Origin of the sequence: Vibrio sp. T20, assembly GCF_007858795.1 — a bacterium.
In the GTDB taxonomy this organism is placed as follows: domain Bacteria; phylum Pseudomonadota; class Gammaproteobacteria; order Enterobacterales; family Vibrionaceae; genus Vibrio; species Vibrio satsumensis.
This window is the reverse complement of record NZ_VFEB01000006.1, coordinates 77,339-93,204: the sequence shown is the minus strand read 5'-3', so window position 1 is coordinate 93,204 and position 15,866 is coordinate 77,339. Positions and strand designations below refer to the sequence as shown.

Here is a 15,866-nt window from a genome sequence, read left to right as displayed (position 1 = left end):
GTCTTAAAATGGCTAGAATGAAATTTCTTTGTGACACCAAGCGTTGTATCGAATGTAACGGTTGTGTCACTGCATGTAAGAATGAAAATGATGATGCCCTGGAATGGGGTATTCAACGTCGTCGCGTTGTCACACTGAACGATGGCGAACCGGGTGAAAACTCTATCTCAGTAGCGTGTATGCACTGTACTGATGCGCCATGTATGGCGGTTTGTCCTGCAGACTGTTTTGAACATACAGAAGACGGCATCGTACTTCACAATAAAGATCTGTGTATCGGTTGTGGTTACTGCTTGTTTGCTTGCCCATTTGGCGCACCTCAATTCCCTAAACAGGAAGCATTTGGTGAGCGCGGTAAGATGGACAAATGTACCTTCTGTGCTGGCGGCCCTGAAACAGAACCAGGTTCTATAGAAGAGCGTCAGAAATACGGTGCGAACCGTATTGCTGAAGGTAAGCTTCCAATGTGTGCTTCGCTTTGTTCAACTAAAGCACTGCTAGCGGGTGACGCAGAGAAAGTTTCTGATGTTTTCCGTCAGCGTGTAGTTGAACGTGGTGCGAAAGGTGCAGGTTGGACAGACGGCAACGACCTTTCTTACGATGCGACTAAGAGCTAAGTAGGAGAGACATATGCTTACAATGTTTAAGCGTCTCTTCCTTGTTGTGCTGCCGATGTTGGCAGCACTAACAATGCTTTCTCCTATGAGTCATGCATCTGAGACGAACTCATCACAAACTCAATCGAGCTCTGCTCAACGAGAAATCACTCAGCTTGCTGGTGCCGATTTTTGGCGACAAGTAAGAAATGGTGAGGAAGGTTACACCACATCTCAATCGGCTGAGCACGGTGTGTTAATCAGTACTCCAGGTCAAACGTGGTACATATTGAAAGAGAAGTGGATGTCACCAGCCGGTGCGGTCGCTATCTTTGGCAGTATTGCTTTTGTGACTTTGATGTACGTTGTGATTGGCCCGCTAATGCTAAGTGCACCAAGAACAGGGCGTAAGATCAAACGTTGGTCTCGACTTGATCGTGCATTGCACTGGAGCATGGCGTTTACCTTCTTAACACTGGCGTTCAGTGGTTTGATGTTGGTTTACGGTAAACACTTCTTGAAACCTTATATCCCAACGGATCTATGGGGCTTCATTGTTCTACTGGCTAAGCAATACCATAACTACATCGGCCCGATTTTCTATGTGCTGTTGATGGCTGTTCTTATCAAGTGGTGGCGTAAGTCTATCTTCAAGATGGTCGATATCCAGTGGTTCATGAAACTAGGTGGTATGGTCGGGAAACATAAAGGTTCTCATCCATCTGCAGAGTTTTCGAACGCGGGTGAAAAAGCACTGTTCTGGCTATTGATTGTTATGGGTAGTGTGGCTGCGATCAGTGGCTTGGTTTTAGACTTCCCAATCTTCGGTCAAACTCGCCGTGATATGGAGCTTTCAAACTTAGTTCATATGTTGGCAGCTCTGATCCTTATCTGTGGTTTCGTGTTCCACATCTATATCGGCCTGTTCGGTATGGAAGGCGCACTAGAAGGCATGGTAACGGGTGAAGTTGATGAAACCTGGGCGAAAGAGCACCATGACCTTTGGTACAACGAAGTGATGGAAGAAGAGAAAAACGGTGTTGAACAAAACGCTAATGTCGCAACAGAGAAGAGTGAAGGGGTGAATAAGAATGAACAAACCTCATAAAGGTATTTGGGTTGCTTACATCCTAAGCTGTTTCACACCATTTACTTGTCTTATCTCTGGTGTGATTGCAATTATCTACGCGGGCTATCGTTTGGATAAAGGCGAAGACGGTGAAGTCGTTGATACACATTACTATGGCTTGATCCGCTCGTTCTTCTTGAACCTAACCTTCTTTGTGGTTCTTATCGTAACGGTAGCAACCTCAAACGGCGTGTTAATCGGAGTGAACGATTACTGGTATCAAAACCATATTATCGATGATATCGCTTACTACATTCCGTACGTAGGTATGTTGTTTGGTGGTATCGCTATTGTGGTTTGGTTTATCCGTATGTATCAAGGTATGCAACGTTTAAGTCAGAACTTACCGCAAAACCCGTCTACAGGACCAAACCTGTAACGCCAGCGCGTTAGCTAAAGCTTGCAAGCAAAGCCCAGTGATCGATTCACTGGGCTTTTTGTTTTAAGTCTCTCGAACCGTAAATAGTCGCAGCCACTCTCTGGATCAGAACCTAATTATTGACCGCTTCAATATGGTGCAACTCCCTCATTTGGTGCAATTGTCGGTGTGATTTTTTCGATTTTCAATATCCATAAAAGTGCACCTAAATATTTAGTCAATAATAATCAGTAACTTAAAAATAAAATCTGTTGCACGAAAATTACCCTTCGCACTTGGAACACATCTTGTATTCACTGTTGAGTCTTTAATTAATTACAACATTGGATCGCACGATATCAGTGCAAATCAGAGAAAGCGAAGGAGAATGCTTTAATGAGTGAAACGGTGACTCAAGTTCATAGTGCAGTACAAACCCTTACCCAAAGTTCAGATACTTTATTCCTCTTACTCGGTGCGATCATGGTCTTCTTGATGCATGCGGGCTTTGCTTTTCTAGAAGTCGGCACCGTTCGAAAGAAGAACCAAGTCAATGCGCTGGTTAAGATTCTCTCGGATTTTGGTGTGTCCGCTATTGCTTACTTCTTTATTGGCTACTGGGTCGCTTACGGCGCGCACTTTTTTGCCGACGCTGAAACGCTCTCACAAGGTAATGGATACGAGCTGGTTAAGTTCTTCTTCCTAATGACCTTTGCCGCTGCAATTCCTGCGATTGTTTCTGGTGGTATCGCAGAACGTGCACGTTTCTATCCAATTTTGATTGCGACACTGTTTACCGTTGGTTTCATCTACCCATTTTTTGAAGGCATCATTTGGAACGGTAACTTTGGCTTCCAAGATTGGCTAGAAGGTCAATTTGGTTACGGATTCCATGACTTTGCGGGCTCTGTTGTCGTTCACGGCGTTGGCGGTTGGATCGCTTTGGTTGCAGTTTACTTCCTCGGCATGCGTAAAGGCCGTATCCGTGCTGGCAAACACACTAACTTCGCGCCATCTAACATTCCTTTCCTAGCATTAGGTTCTTGGATTTTATGTGTCGGTTGGTTTGGCTTCAACGTGATGTCTGCTCAAGCTATCAATGGCATCAGCGGCTTAGTTACGATGAATTCATTAATGGCAATGGTCGGCGGTATTCTAGCGGCTTTAGTCGCAGGTAAAAATGACCCAGGCTTTATCCATAATGGTCCTTTGGCTGGTTTAGTAGCCATTTGTGCAGGTTCAGACTTAATGCACCCATTGGGCGCGTTAGTGACTGGCGGCGTGGCAGGCGCATTGTTTGTTTACCTGTTCACGTACATGCAAAACAAAACACAGATCGATGATGTATTAGGTGTGTGGCCTCTACACGGCGTATGTGGCGCTTGGGGTGGCATTGCAGCTGGTATCTTCGGGCAACAGGCTTTCTGGGGCCTAGGCGGCGTGAGCTTTGCTTCTCAGGTAGTTGGTACTTTGGCGGGTATCACCGTGGCTCTAGTTGGTGCACTCATTGTTTATGGTGTATTGAGCAAAATGACTGGCTTGCGTTTAAGCGAAGAAGACGAATTTAATGGTGCAGATCTTTCAATCCATAAGATCTCTTCTATCAATGAAGATTAACACTGGGCACTGCCATTAGTTTTAAGCTCTTCAGTACACATCAGTTAAATCAATACTAGGCGGCTTCGGCCGCTTTTTTGTGTTTATTGAAAGTCAGTCGGAGAGTTTTATTGAAAAGTTAAGTAAACGACTAGCGAGTTATGTCACAAATAGCCAATGAATTCAGTTGCCTAAGACTATGGTCTAATCCCTAAAACTATTGTTGGAATTTGAACAGTGCTAAGCTGTTACAAAGTGACATATTGAAAAGGACGTTGTATGCATTTCCCATATCGAAATATCGTAATTCTTACTGGCGCTGGCATCTCTGCGGAGTCGGGGATACAAACATTCCGAGCACAAGACGGGCTATGGGAAAACCATAAAATCGAAGATGTCGCGACACCTGAAGGATTCGTAAAAGATCCAGACCTTGTACAAGCCTTCTATAACAAACGTCGTCACGGCTTACAAAGCGAGAGCATCTTGCCGAATGCCGCTCACAAAGCCCTAGGAGAGCTTGAAGACAAACTTGATGGCAAAGTAACAATCATCACTCAGAACATCGACAACCTGCACGAGAGAGGCGGTAGTAACAACATTATCCACATGCACGGTGAACTTTTAAAAGCACGTTGCAGTGAATCGAATCAAGTTATCGAACATAAAGGTGACATCGAAACCGGTGAACTTTGTCACTGCTGTCAAATTCCAGCGCAAATGCGCCCTCATATTGTGTGGTTTGGCGAGATGCCATTAAGAATGGGTGACATCTATTCAGCACTGGAAGAAGCGGATCTGTTTATCTCTATCGGAACTTCAGGGGTAGTTTATCCCGCTGCAGGCTTTGTTCATGATGCGAGAATGCATGGTGCACATACTATCGAAATAAACCTCGAACCAAGCGCGGTTGAAAGTGAGTTTGAAGAGAAACGTTACGGTAAGGCGAGTATCGAGGTGCCTAAACTCGTCGGGGAATTGTTATGTTCAGAGAAAGGTTCTTTAACGGCCTAAGCCTTGTCTTTAATAAAGCACGTCAGTTTCTGAATCTGAAAAAAATAAAGCGGCTTACGCCGCTTTATTTACTTAACTGATTAACTAACAATAACTTAGTTGTTTACTTTAAGTTTTTGGAAGTACTCGTCATAAATGACGCTCGCTTCGCCAACTTCATCTTGCCAAACGCCGTTATCCATCACTGATTGTGGTGGGAAAACGTTCTTGTCTTCAGCAAATTCTTTTGGAAGAAGAGGGTAAGCGGTTTTCACAGGAGTCGGGTAGCCGATCTCTAGAGCAATTTTCGCTGCGTTCTCTGGGCGAAGAAGGAAATCGATCATCTTATGTGCGGCTTCGATGTTCTTAGCTCCTGATGGAATCGCTAGGCTGTCCATCCAGAAGATAGCGCCTTTCTCTGGCCAGATAATGTCAATCGTTGCGCCTTCTTGGCGTGCCATGTAAGCAGAGCCATTCCAAAGCATACCAAGAGACACTTCACCTGCAAGGTAAGGGTTCGCTGGGAAATCTGAGTTAAATACCAATACGTTTGGCATTAGCTTACGAAGTTCTTCGTAGGCTTCTTTGATCTCTTCAGGGTTAGTTGTGTTTGGAGAGTAACCCAATTTAGATAGTGCGATATGGAAAACCTCACGAGAGTCGTCCATCATCATCAGCTGACCTTCCCACTGTGTATCCCACAGGTCGCCCCAGTTTTTCACTGAAGATTTGTCTAGCATGTCTGAGTTGATACCAATACCCGTAGCACCCCAAATGTATGGGATAGAGTAGTTGTTACTTGGGTCAAATGGCTTATCCAAGTAGTTTGGATCCAAATCAGCAAAGTGGCTTAGCTTGGTTTTATCAAGCTCTTGAAGCATGCCTTCTTTACGCATCTTAGAAACGAAGTAAGTAGAAGGAACAACTAGGTCATAACCCGTACCTTGAGTTTTTAACTTAGCGTACATGCTTTCGTTAGACTCATAAGTAGAGTAATAAACTTTAATGCCCGTCTCTTTTGTGAAGTCTTCTAGCACTTCATTTGGAATATATTCAGACCAGTTGTAAAAATACAATTCTTGGTCAGCTGCGAAAGAGGGTGTAGAAAGTAAAGTAGCAGCACACAATGCGCCGGTATACAGTGTTTTTTTCATTACTGTTCCGTTCATTTGTTTGATTTGGAGCTGGGTAGTGACCCAAAGTAAAAGGATTTCGAAAAATCGCGCTGTATTATAGCAGTGAAAAAATAAAATAGGCAGCCTAAGCTGCCTATTCATTGATATTCTTATTTTTAACTTGTTGATTATCTACATCGTCTTGTTAAGTAAACCTGCTACTTACTCGCGGTTAGATAATAAGCTAAGTTACTGGCCTGCTTTAAGTTTCATGAAGTAATCTTCATACTTCACTGTCTTATCACCAACCGCGGCTTGCCATTCAACACGGTCAAGATCTTCTTGCGATGGGAACAGCGCTGGGCTGTCTTTAAACTTCTCATTAGACGCTTTAACTGCAGTTAGGTAGCCTGTGTCACGAGAAATTTGCTCAGCGATTTCAGGGCGAAGTAGGAAGTCGATCATCTTGTGAGCCGCTTCTACGTTTGTTGCGCCAGAGCTGATTGCAAAGTTATCAACCCAACCGATACCACCTTCTTTAGGGAACACCAGTTTAATTGGTAAGCCTTCGTTTTGAGCCGCTGCTGCAGACCCGTTCCAAAGCATACCAAGACCGACTTCACCAGACATGTATGGCGCGCCTGGGTTGTCTGAGTTAAATACTAGAACGTTAGGCATTAGCTTTTGTAGCTCAGCGTACGCTTCGTCGATCTCTTTCTCATTGGTTGTGTTACCTGAGTAACCTAACTTACGTAGAGCAATGTGGAACACTTCACGGGTGTCATCCATCATCATTAGTTGACCTTCGAGCTCAGGCTTCCATAGGTCAGCCCAGCTTTGAAAATCTTCTGGATCGTACATGTCAGTGTTAACAGCAAGACCTGTGATCGCAACTACGTGTGGAATAGAGTAGTCGTTACTTGGGTCGTACGGCTTATCCAGGTAGTTAGTATCTAAATTCTTGAAGTTGTTCAACTTAGTTTTGTCGATCTTTTGTAGCATACCTTCGTCGCGCATCTTAGATACGAAGTAAGTCGACGGAACAACCAGGTCATAACCTTTGTTGTGTGTTTTTAGCTTTGCGTACAAGGTTTCGTTCGACTCGTAAGTTGAGTAAATCACCTTGATGCCAGTTTCATCGGTGAACTGTTCTAGGATCTCACTATTGATGTAAGGTCCCCAGTTCATAAATACCAACTCTTTGTTATCTTTTGCAAAAGATGGTGCAGATAACATTGAAAGCGCACATGCACTACCAGCTAATAGAGTAGCCCATTTTTTCATTGACGTTAGCTCCAAACTAAACGTTGCCCGAAGGCAGTAGATAGAAAAACAGAATGGCAATTTACCATTCTGTTTATGATTAACACTTTTTTGAACTTGAAGTTTCTTAACTTCTAATCAAGTCTGTCTCTTTATAGAGTAGGAGACTTACTTGATTTTTTCTCTCGCTAATAACTGAGAAATAATCACCAGTATTAACGACACCACTAACATCACTGTTGCTAGGGCGTTGACCTCAGGAGAGATACCCACTTTAACCATTGAGTAAATCTTCAGTGGTAAGATTTCATACGTTGGCCCTGTTACGAAAGAGCTGATGATCACATCGTCCAAAGACAGAGTGAAGCTCAATAACCAACCCGCAGCAACCGCAGGCTTAGCAAGAGGAAGAATGATCTGTTTTAGAATCGTCCATTCACTTGCACCCAAGTCTTTTGCTGCTTCTAGCATCTTCACATCAAAGCCATTCAAGCGACTGTAAACCGTAACAACAACAAACGGCAGACAGAAGGTAATGTGCGCAGCAAGTAGGGTAAAGAACCCCAGTTGCACACCCATTACTAAGAACAGTGCAAGAAGCGAAATCGCCATTACGATATCTGGTGACATCATTACGATGAACAGCATGCCATTGACTACGCCTTTACCTTTGAATTGGTAACGGAATAGGGCTACTGCCGTTAGGCTACCGACAATCGTTGCAGCTGTTGCTGAGAACACCGCTACGTTAATCGAATGCCACGCAGCCTGCATTAGGCTGTCGTTGTTAATCAGCGCGTCATACCACTTCGTCGTGAAGCCACCCCATTTCATACCAAACTTGTTGGCATTAAATGAGTTCGCAATCAACACGATAATAGGTAGGTATAGAAAAGCGTATACCAGCGCCATAAAGCTGAACTTAACTGTGCGACCCATTAGTCTAGCTCCACTTTCTTGTTCAATAGCTTACCTGCTCGGTAGTAGGCATACAGCATCACAGCCATTGCCATGGTCAGTGCGATACTCGTCGCTGCACCAAATGGCCAGTCTCGAGCGTTGAGCACCTGGCTCTTAATCACGTTACCAATCAATAGGTTCTTAGCTCCACCTAATAGGTCAGAGATGTAGAACATGCCCAACGCAGGCAATAGCACCAACAGACAGCCGCCGATAATGCCTGGCATTGTTAGTGGCAGTACCACTTTCAATAGCGTTTGCAGTTTGTTCGCACCTAAATCTTTAGCCGCTTCTAAGTACGTATCGTCCAGTTTTTCAATCGCTGAATACAGCGGAAGAATCATGAACGGAAGTAGGATGTATACCAAACCGATCATTACAGCGGTTTCTGAGTACATGATACGTAGCGGTTTATCAATGATATCTAGCGCTAACAAACTTTTGTTTAAGACACCTTGAGTACCCAGTACAATTTTCAACCCGTAAGTACGAATCAAAGAGTTAGTCCAAAATGGGACAATCACTAGGAACAACATGATTGGACGCCACTTCGCTGGCATTTTTGCCACGATGTAAGCGAACGGGTAACCAATAATTAAACAAAGTAGGGTTGCGACAATTGCCATATAGAAAGAGTGCATCAACACTTTAAAATACAGCGGGTCAGCCAAACGCACGTAGTTATCGAGAGTGAAGGTCATCTCGATCAAGTTCGCTTCATCACGAGTTAAAAAGCTAGTACCGATGATCATGATGTTTGGAATCATCACGAACAGCACTAACCAACCTGTGATTAAAGCAACAATTGCGTTTTGTAAATTAAACTTCTTGCTCATCTTCTAATACCACTTCCCAGCTCTCAACCCAAGTTACTGCAACTTTTTGGCCCAGTGAGTGATCAACATCAGGGTCATCTTCGTTGAAGAATTCGCTAACCATCACACGCATACCAGATTCAAGTTCTACGACTGAATCTAATGTCATGCCTTTATAGGTTCGCTCGACAATGTGGCCAACAATACCGCGTTGCTCAGACTCTTTGATTTCTTCGATACGAAGATCTTCAGGGCGAAGCAATACTTGCAGTTTTTGACCCGGTGTTACGTCTTTATCGTGATAGATAACTGACTCTTCACCTTCGATTGTCGCAACAATGCGCTTTTCATCTAGACGAGATTTCGCTGTCGCTTCGAATACGTTAATTTCACCAATAAAGCGCGCAACGAATAGGTTCTTAGGCTCTTCGTAGATCTCTCTTGGTGTGCCATCTTGTTCAATTACGCCATCACGCATAACGATAATGCGGTCAGACATAGACAGCGCTTCTTCTTGGTCATGCGTTACAAAAATGAACGTGATACCAAGTTGGCGTTGTAATTGTTTCAGCTCGATTTGCATCTGTTTACGTAACTTGTAATCAAGAGCAGATAGAGATTCATCCAATAGAAGAACTTTTGGCTTATTAACGACAGCACGAGCGATTGCGATACGTTGCTGTTGGCCACCAGATAGCTGGTGTGGTTTTCGTTGTGCCATTTGTTCTAAGCGCACCATTTTTAAAGCATCCATTACACGAGGCTCAATCTCGCTGTTTGGAACTTTCTGCATGCGTAAGCCAAATGCCACATTGTCGAAAACGGTCATATGTGGGAATAGGGCATAGCTTTGGAATACAGTGTTTACATGCCTTTGTTCAGCAGGAACTTGGGTTACGTTTTGTTCAGCTAATAGTATTTGACCACTATCTGCCGTTTCAAAACCCGCAATCATTCTTAGTACGGTTGTTTTACCACAACCTGATGGGCCTAAAATCGTGAGAAACTCACCATGATTTACGTTTAAATCCAGATTGCCGATGACTTCCTTACCATCGAAACTTTTACTGATGCCAGTTAGCTGTACTACTGGCTTTCCTACTGATTTTTTAGCGTTCAACGTCTGTTTTTCTCCACCTTGGTTCTATTTGAGACCTGTTGCTATACACCTTTAAGGCGCGCATCATAATCACCAAAAACGTGAATTCAAAGCATTTTTTACCTTTCGAAGATAAAAAATTTCGCAGGTAAAAGTAAACATCCTTTACCATACTGTTATTTACTGGGTTTACACCCCGACAAGTGTCTAATTATTAACCATTAAGACGCAAAAGCAAGCCTTGTTACAGATTCATATTTTAGTTTGTATCCGACATATGAGTATAATGAAGGTAATTTTTTATCAATAAGTTAGGTCGCTTAGTTTAATTGGCGCACCTAGGTATCAATATGAACAACGACATCGAAAAAGATTTTAATTTGGGCGGTAGTATCAACCGTGCACTTTCTGGCGATTATGAGCTCAAAGCAACGGCTGTATTCCAAGAAGCTTGGAAACATACGATAAGTCACTTTCTTTCGTTCTCCCCTGCGATTATTGCTTTGATGTTCGTGCAACTGGCCATCTTTTATATCGCACTTAAACTGCAGCTTGGTGATCCCGCGGTTATCTTGGATGCGGTTATTGACCCAGAGTCATTCACGCCACAAATTGTTGAATCGATTTTTATTGCGAACTTTAGCTATGAGGTGATCAGCGCGCCGATCTATGCCGGCATTTGTTTAATGGCAATGAGTCACGCTGCTGGTCTACAAACTAAAGTTCGTCACATCGGAAAAGGTTTGCAGTTTACGGTTCCCGTTATTCTAGTGACTTTGTTTAGCCTAATGCTTCAAGGCATCGCAGGGATGATTCTCCCATTCTTGTCTATCTACTTCTCACTTGCGTTCAGCCATTCGATTCTGCTGATTTGTGATAAGAAAGTGCCGCCAATGCAATCGCTACTGCTTTCATTAAGAGCGGTAAACAAGAAGATCTTCGTAGTCGCGTCTATCTACCTAATGGTTATGTTGATGTTCATCGTGGCTGCAATGATGTATGGCATTGGCTTAATCTTTGTTCTTCCATTCTTCTTCCACGTGAAAGGTATCCTTTACCGTGAGATGTTTGGCATCAAGTTAAAACTGATTGCTTCAGATCGTCCAAAGGGCGATGACGATAACGACGACAATAACAAAAACCCACAGGTGTTCGATGCATAAAAACACACAGGCAGGCGCAAGCAAATCACTTGCGCTTAAAGTGACTGCACTGGCTCTTGTTGGCTCTATTTCACTGATTGGTCCTTATATTTACCAAGAAGAAGAACGACGACGTACGACAGAGCAGAGTGCCAATTCAACTGATCAATTTGGCGACTTGACGGCTTCTTCGAGCACACCAAACTTCGCGGCCATCGAAGATGTGAACGAGAAAAAAGAGACGTTCTTTTCGTTCCTACGTCCAAGCATCAATATTGAAAACAAACGTATCAGCAAAGAACGCACGTTTTTAACTAAGCTCTCTGAATCTGGTTTAAACAGTATTGATTCTGAAGACGCGTCTTATGCGAAAAGGTTAGGGAAGTTATATAGCTTACCGGTGCCGAGTGAAGGTTTGGATCAGGCATGGCTGACAGAGATGCTTAACCGCGTCAATGTACTGCCAGAAGCGCTTGTACTGACACAGGCCGCGAATGAGTCAGCTTGGGGAACGTCGCGTTTCGCCACCAAAGCCAACAACTATTTCGGACACTGGTGTTATACCAAAGGTTGTGGCCTTGTTCCGCTACAACGTAACGAAGGCAGTTCGCATGAAGTCGCTACATTCTCTTCAAGCCAAGAATCCGTTCATCGTTACTTCATGAACCTGAACCGTAATCGTGCTTATGCCGATTTAAGAGCGATTCGAGCAAAACTGGCTGCACAGGGCGACGATTTGTTAACGACCGCATCTGCGACAGAGCTCACCAACGGCTTGCTAAAATATTCTGAGCGAGGTTCCGACTATGTGACTGATTTACAAGCCATGATCCGTCACAACGAGGTATACTGGAAAAAGTAACTCGATTTGGTCTCAGTTTGGTTAACCTCGAAAGTAAGTTATTATCCAAACGGCATCACACAAAGAGCAGCTAATGGCTGCTCTTTTTAATTATGAACGCTCAACTTCGACAAGATTATAATAATGAAAAAGACAGTACTCGCTCTATTAGCCTCATTCAGCCTTGGGGTTTCTCTTCCGGCTTCAGCTCAAGAATACATGTTCACGTATTCCAAGCTCTACACACAGCTTAAAAACAACACCAAAGAAGGGCATGATGACGTCAAAGTTGCGGTCTTCTTTGTGGATCAACAAGCTCAAACAATCTGTCACATCAGCAAAGCGTGGATGGAGAAGGAAGAACATTATGAAGAGCTAAAAGTCTCTCCAGCCAATGAACTGCTTCTACCGGTAGATCAAAATCTGCGTTCAGCAAACCCTCTTATCTTTGTACAAACACAAGAACAAGAGTGTGCGTATTCTTTAGTTGTGATGACGCAAGAGCCTTTAGTTGGAACTGTTGAAGTTGCACAGCTAGAAAGCCTATTACCACAGATGCAGGCGATGCTTGAAGATGTCAGCGGTATGTTCTCTGGCTGGTTCACACCAGATATCCAAGGGTTAACGCTGGAGTTCGCTAATAAGCTTGAAAGCAACATCCAGCTTTCAAGCGGCAAGCAAATACCAATCAAAAAAGGGCGAGCGAAATTCACCTTAGCGGAGTTGAATGGAAGTGACAGCATCACGTTACCAGAAGCAACAGTGCGCGTATTGCCGTACATTCCCGCGCAATAATTCCCCTAAGTTTTCATGACATGTCTTAAAGCAGCCTCGTCGAATAAGATCAGGCTGCTTTTCATTATCTGCGATACCAACCGAGAGCTTGCGAAGCTGCGTTTCTCTACCGCTTAGGGAGCTTATCGCACAATAAAAGCAGAATCTTTCTAATACTCAGCTTGTTTATCCTACCGTTACTATTTCAACATGAAATAAAAATCCGTATAATCCACGCCCTAAAACAGTCCCACTAGCAATCTACAGTCGGTAATACGACGGTGTGAGAGTCGCAATGAACCAAAACGATAATAGAAAAGAAACACTTGAATTCAACAAACTTCAGAAACGTCTGAGAAGAAATGTTGGAAATGCCATCATCGACTACAACATGATCGAAGAGAATGATGTGGTAATGGCATGTATTAGTGGCGGTAAAGATTCATTTGCGATGCTAGATATTTTGCTACGTTTGCGTGAAGCAGCACCAATCAAATTTGATGTTGTTGCGGTAAACCTAGACCAAAAACAACCTGGGTTCCCTGAGCACATTCTTCCTGAGTACTTTGAAACGCTGAACATTCCTTACTACATCGTAGATAAAGACACGTACTCGGTGGTTAAAGAGAAAGTGCCAGAAGGCAAAACAACGTGTGGCCTATGTTCTCGTCTTCGTCGTGGTACTTTGTACTCATTCGCAGAGAAGATTGGCGCAACTAAGATCGCACTTGGTCACCACCTAGACGACATCGTTGAGACCATGTTCCTTAACATGTTCCACGGCGCTCGTCTTAAGGCTATGCCACCTAAGCTTCGTTCAGATGATGGTCGTAACGTTGTTATTCGTCCACTGACTTACTGCCGTGAAACGGACCTAATCAAATACGCTGAGCACAAAGAGTTCCCAATCATTCCTTGTAACCTATGTGGGTCACAAGAGAATCTACAGCGTCAGAACATTAAAGCGATGCTAATTGATTGGGATAAGAAAACGCCTGGTCGAGTTGAGAAGATCTTCAAGTCAATCCAGAATGTAAGCCCAAGCCAACTGGCTGACCGCGAGCTGTTTGACTTCGTGAACCTTCCTCTAGACCGTAGTGAAGACCGCAAAGCATACGAATTCGAAGAAGCTGAAATCTCATCTTCAAACATTGATGAGTCAATGTTCATCGACGTGACGAATGTTTAGCCATTTGAGTGGATAAAGATGATATTAGCCATTCTGTATTTGGAATGGCGTTACTCTAGATAAACAAAAACGCCTCAAGCAATGTTTGAGGCGTTTTTTATAAGTTAAACTTTTCGCTGACTTAACCTTTCGAAAGGTTAGGGTCTAATGGGCTCACGTAACCAGATGGCTTAAGAGCCAACACATCACAGTTAATCTTGTCGATAACATGTTCCGCTGTATTGCCAATAAACACGGCAGACAAGCCAGTACGACCCGTTGTCCCTAGGATCACCATCGCTGCGTTATTTTCAGAAGCTACACGAGGAATAACATCTTCAGGTAAGCCTTGCTCAACCACAGTTTGCTCTTCACACATACCGTGCTTCTGGCGCAACGCTTTCATGGCTGTTAAGTGATGGCCACGAACCGCGTCGGTATAAGACGTTGGATCAAACTCTGGTAGTTCAATAGTAATATTTGCAGGGGTTACTGGGTAGGCATTGACCAATAACGGTTCAGCATCTAAACGACCCGTGATCTCTAGTAACCTATCGACTATTGTATCGTTAAGCTCTAAGTGAGCTTCTGTTTCCGAACCAACATGAACTGAAGCAAAAATCTTCGCGTGATCTGGCCAGAAATCGTTTTTAACTAATAGTACTGGGCTAGGGCACTTTCTCAACAGATGCCAATCGGTTGGAGTGAAGATGACAGATTCCAAGGTATCGTGCTTGCGCGTACCTTTGATCAAGATATCATGCTCGCCACTATAAACTTCGGCAATGATCGCTTCGTATGGGCGGTTATGCCAAACCACTTGTACATTAAATTCAATAGAATCATCTAGGTAAGGTTCTGCGACTTTATTCATCCAGATTTCACGCTGGTGAATCACGCCTTTACGCATTGCGTCTCTCTCATCGACAGAGAGCATAGATGTCATTTCATACGAGAAGTCGTATATCGACAAAAAGAAAGTGATGTGGCTTGTTGAGGTGCTTTTCTTGGCAAGTTGGATAGCACGAACTAGAGCAGGTTGCTCATCGTGATTAATGTCTGCGACAACTAAAATTTTGTTATAGATACTCATAACTAAGCCTACTTTTCAGACCGAACATATAAATAATGTAGCGTAGTTATGGAGAGATTAAGAGAAATATAAGAGGTTTTAAGAGAGAAACATGATGTAGCTCATTATTGAACTACATCATTGATATCTAGACTATTCTTTTGAAACGCCAGCAAGTTCCATCAACGCATCGTGATCTTCGATAGTGATGTATTTACCTTTAACGCTCAAGATGTCTGCTTTTTGGAAACGACCTAAAAGACGACTAATTGTTTCAACAGTCAACCCAAGGTAGTTACCAATATCGCCACGAGTCATCGTTAGACGGAACTCACGCGGGCTGAAACCACGTTGAGAGAAGCGAGTAGAAAGGTTGTAAAGGAATGCAGCAAGACGCTCTTCCGCGTTCTTCTTTGAAAGAAGCAGAATCATTTCTTGGTCACCTTTAATCTCGTTGCTCATCAGGCGCATGATTTGCTGACGCAACTTAGGCATTTTTCCTGATAGGTCATCAAGAATCTCATATGGAATTTCACATACCATAGAAGTTTCTAGCGCTTGTGCGAAACTAGGGTGTAGGTCACCCGTAATCGCATCGAAGCCAACAAGATCGCCCGCTAGGTGGAATGCAGTAATTTGCTCATCACCTTGCTCGGTAATCGTGTAGCTCTTGATCGTTCCAGAGCGAATAGCATATAGAGATTTAAGCTCGTCACCGGCTTTAAATAACTCTTGGCCTTTTTGAATAGGCTTTTTTCTCTCAATGATCTGATCAAGTTGATCGAGTTCAGATTCATTCAAAGTAAACGGAATACAGAGCTGGCTAATACTACAATCCTGGCAATGGATCGCACAGCCGCCAGACTGAACACGTTTCGTCACAGGCTTTTCAGAAATCATAACAATCTTTCACTATTTGATATACGTCAATATTTTAGCATTCCT

The 15,866-nt window shown here is 43.5% G+C and carries 16 protein-coding genes; 9 read left to right on the top strand and 7 right to left on the bottom strand.

All coding sequences use genetic code 11. The features are described 5' to 3' along the window. The first annotated feature begins 8 nt into the window (after nt 1–8). The 5 genes from fdh3B (at nt 9) to cobB (ending at nt 4,693) form a co-directional block, all read left to right on the top strand. Complete coding sequence (gene fdh3B / locus FTW16_RS00895; protein WP_048658735.1) at nt 9–617, top strand: formate dehydrogenase FDH3 subunit beta; 609 nt, start codon at nt 9–11, stop codon at nt 615–617. Nucleotides 618–630: 13 nt separating this feature from the next. Then, complete coding sequence (locus FTW16_RS00890; protein ID WP_146489749.1) at nt 631–1,704, top strand: formate dehydrogenase subunit gamma; 1,074 nt, start codon at nt 631–633, stop codon at nt 1,702–1,704. Continuing rightward, nucleotides 1,688–2,104, top strand: a complete 417-nt coding sequence (locus FTW16_RS00885; protein ID WP_146489748.1) for a hypothetical protein — start codon at nt 1,688–1,690, stop codon at nt 2,102–2,104. The genes FTW16_RS00890 and FTW16_RS00885 overlap by 17 nt, the downstream gene beginning before the upstream one ends. A 375-nt stretch (nt 2,105–2,479) precedes the next feature. Beyond that, nucleotides 2,480–3,700 (top strand): ammonium transporter, encoded by a 1,221-nt coding sequence (locus FTW16_RS00880; RefSeq protein ID WP_146489747.1) that lies wholly within the window; start codon nt 2,480–2,482, stop codon nt 3,698–3,700. Nucleotides 3,701–3,958: 258 nt separating this feature from the next. Then, a complete protein-coding gene (cobB, locus tag FTW16_RS00875) occupies nt 3,959–4,693 on the top strand; it encodes a Sir2 family NAD+-dependent deacetylase (protein WP_146489746.1) in 735 nt (244 codons plus the stop codon). A gap of 95 nt (nt 4,694–4,788) precedes the next feature. On the opposite strand, the gene FTW16_RS00870 is transcribed toward cobB, so the two are convergent. From FTW16_RS00870 to potA, 5 genes are all read right to left on the bottom strand, one after another. Further along, nucleotides 4,789–5,826 (bottom strand): extracellular solute-binding protein, encoded by a 1,038-nt coding sequence (locus FTW16_RS00870; RefSeq protein ID WP_008217941.1) that lies wholly within the window; start codon nt 5,824–5,826, stop codon nt 4,789–4,791. Between the two features lie 210 nt (nt 5,827–6,036). Then, nucleotides 6,037–7,071: an extracellular solute-binding protein gene (locus FTW16_RS00865; RefSeq protein WP_146489745.1), complete on the bottom strand. Its 1,035-nt coding sequence runs from the start codon at nt 7,069–7,071 to the stop codon at nt 6,037–6,039. Between the two features lie 147 nt (nt 7,072–7,218). After that, nucleotides 7,219–7,989 carry a spermidine/putrescine ABC transporter permease PotC gene (gene potC / locus FTW16_RS00860; protein WP_004742279.1) on the bottom strand — a complete coding sequence of 257 codons (771 nt, stop codon included), beginning with the start codon at nt 7,987–7,989 and terminating at the stop codon, nt 7,219–7,221. Further along, the gene (gene potB / locus FTW16_RS00855; RefSeq protein ID WP_017059630.1) at nt 7,989–8,846 is read right to left on the bottom strand and encodes a spermidine/putrescine ABC transporter permease PotB; all 858 of its coding nucleotides are present in this window, start codon (nt 8,844–8,846) and stop codon (nt 7,989–7,991) included. Before potB ends, potC begins: the two co-directional genes overlap by 1 nt. Next, on the bottom strand, nt 8,830–9,945 hold the full coding sequence (gene potA / locus FTW16_RS00850; RefSeq protein ID WP_048658741.1) for a spermidine/putrescine ABC transporter ATP-binding protein PotA: 1,116 nt from the start codon (nt 9,943–9,945) through the stop codon (nt 8,830–8,832). Before potA ends, potB begins: the two co-directional genes overlap by 17 nt. Nucleotides 9,946–10,274: 329 nt before the next feature. On the opposite strand from potA, the gene FTW16_RS00845 reads away from it, so the two are divergent. The 4 genes from FTW16_RS00845 to ttcA all read left to right on the top strand — a co-directional run bounded on the left by FTW16_RS00845 (nt 10,275) and on the right by ttcA (nt 13,870). Further along, nucleotides 10,275–11,087: a hypothetical protein gene (locus FTW16_RS00845; RefSeq protein ID WP_146489744.1), complete on the top strand. Its 813-nt coding sequence runs from the start codon at nt 10,275–10,277 to the stop codon at nt 11,085–11,087. Next, the gene (locus tag FTW16_RS00840) at nt 11,080–11,928 is read left to right on the top strand and encodes a glucosaminidase domain-containing protein (protein WP_146489743.1); all 849 of its coding nucleotides are present in this window, start codon (nt 11,080–11,082) and stop codon (nt 11,926–11,928) included. Before FTW16_RS00845 ends, FTW16_RS00840 begins: the two co-directional genes overlap by 8 nt. Before the next feature lie 123 nt (nt 11,929–12,051). Beyond that, nucleotides 12,052–12,702 carry a DUF2987 domain-containing protein gene (locus tag FTW16_RS00835; RefSeq protein WP_146489742.1) on the top strand — a complete coding sequence of 217 codons (651 nt, stop codon included), beginning with the start codon at nt 12,052–12,054 and terminating at the stop codon, nt 12,700–12,702. 274 nt (nt 12,703–12,976) lie between these two features. After that, complete coding sequence (ttcA, locus tag FTW16_RS00830; protein WP_017059635.1) at nt 12,977–13,870, top strand: tRNA 2-thiocytidine(32) synthetase TtcA; 894 nt, start codon at nt 12,977–12,979, stop codon at nt 13,868–13,870. Nucleotides 13,871–13,991: 121 nt separating this feature from the next. On the opposite strand, the gene uspE is transcribed toward ttcA, so the two are convergent. Continuing rightward, nucleotides 13,992–14,942: a universal stress protein UspE gene (gene uspE / locus FTW16_RS00825; protein ID WP_146489741.1), complete on the bottom strand. Its 951-nt coding sequence runs from the start codon at nt 14,940–14,942 to the stop codon at nt 13,992–13,994. 132 nt (nt 14,943–15,074) lie between these two features. Then, nucleotides 15,075–15,821: an FNR family transcription factor gene (locus FTW16_RS00820; protein ID WP_017632474.1), complete on the bottom strand. Its 747-nt coding sequence runs from the start codon at nt 15,819–15,821 to the stop codon at nt 15,075–15,077. Between the last annotated feature and the right edge of the window lie 45 nt (nt 15,822–15,866).

Coding starts and splice junctions, on each gene's coding strand:
- FTW16_RS00820 (WP_017632474.1), bottom strand. CDS start 15,821: ATGATTTCTGAAAAGCCTGTGACGAAACGTGTTCAGTCTGGCGGCTGT.
- potB (WP_017059630.1), bottom strand. CDS start 8,846: ATGAGCAAGAAGTTTAATTTACAAAACGCAATTGTTGCTTTAATCACA.
- FTW16_RS00880 (WP_146489747.1), top strand. CDS start 2,480: ATGAGTGAAACGGTGACTCAAGTTCATAGTGCAGTACAAACCCTTACC.
- ttcA (WP_017059635.1), top strand. CDS start 12,977: ATGAACCAAAACGATAATAGAAAAGAAACACTTGAATTCAACAAACTT.
- FTW16_RS00870 (WP_008217941.1), bottom strand. CDS start 5,826: ATGAAAAAAACACTGTATACCGGCGCATTGTGTGCTGCTACTTTACTT.
- FTW16_RS00885 (WP_146489748.1), top strand. CDS start 1,688: ATGAACAAACCTCATAAAGGTATTTGGGTTGCTTACATCCTAAGCTGT.
- FTW16_RS00835 (WP_146489742.1), top strand. CDS start 12,052: ATGAAAAAGACAGTACTCGCTCTATTAGCCTCATTCAGCCTTGGGGTT.
- uspE (WP_146489741.1), bottom strand. CDS start 14,942: ATGAGTATCTATAACAAAATTTTAGTTGTCGCAGACATTAATCACGAT.
- fdh3B (WP_048658735.1), top strand. CDS start 9: ATGGCTAGAATGAAATTTCTTTGTGACACCAAGCGTTGTATCGAATGT.
- FTW16_RS00890 (WP_146489749.1), top strand. CDS start 631: ATGCTTACAATGTTTAAGCGTCTCTTCCTTGTTGTGCTGCCGATGTTG.
- cobB (WP_146489746.1), top strand. CDS start 3,959: ATGCATTTCCCATATCGAAATATCGTAATTCTTACTGGCGCTGGCATC.
- FTW16_RS00845 (WP_146489744.1), top strand. CDS start 10,275: ATGAACAACGACATCGAAAAAGATTTTAATTTGGGCGGTAGTATCAAC.
- FTW16_RS00840 (WP_146489743.1), top strand. CDS start 11,080: ATGCATAAAAACACACAGGCAGGCGCAAGCAAATCACTTGCGCTTAAA.
- FTW16_RS00865 (WP_146489745.1), bottom strand. CDS start 7,071: ATGAAAAAATGGGCTACTCTATTAGCTGGTAGTGCATGTGCGCTTTCA.
- potC (WP_004742279.1), bottom strand. CDS start 7,989: ATGGGTCGCACAGTTAAGTTCAGCTTTATGGCGCTGGTATACGCTTTT.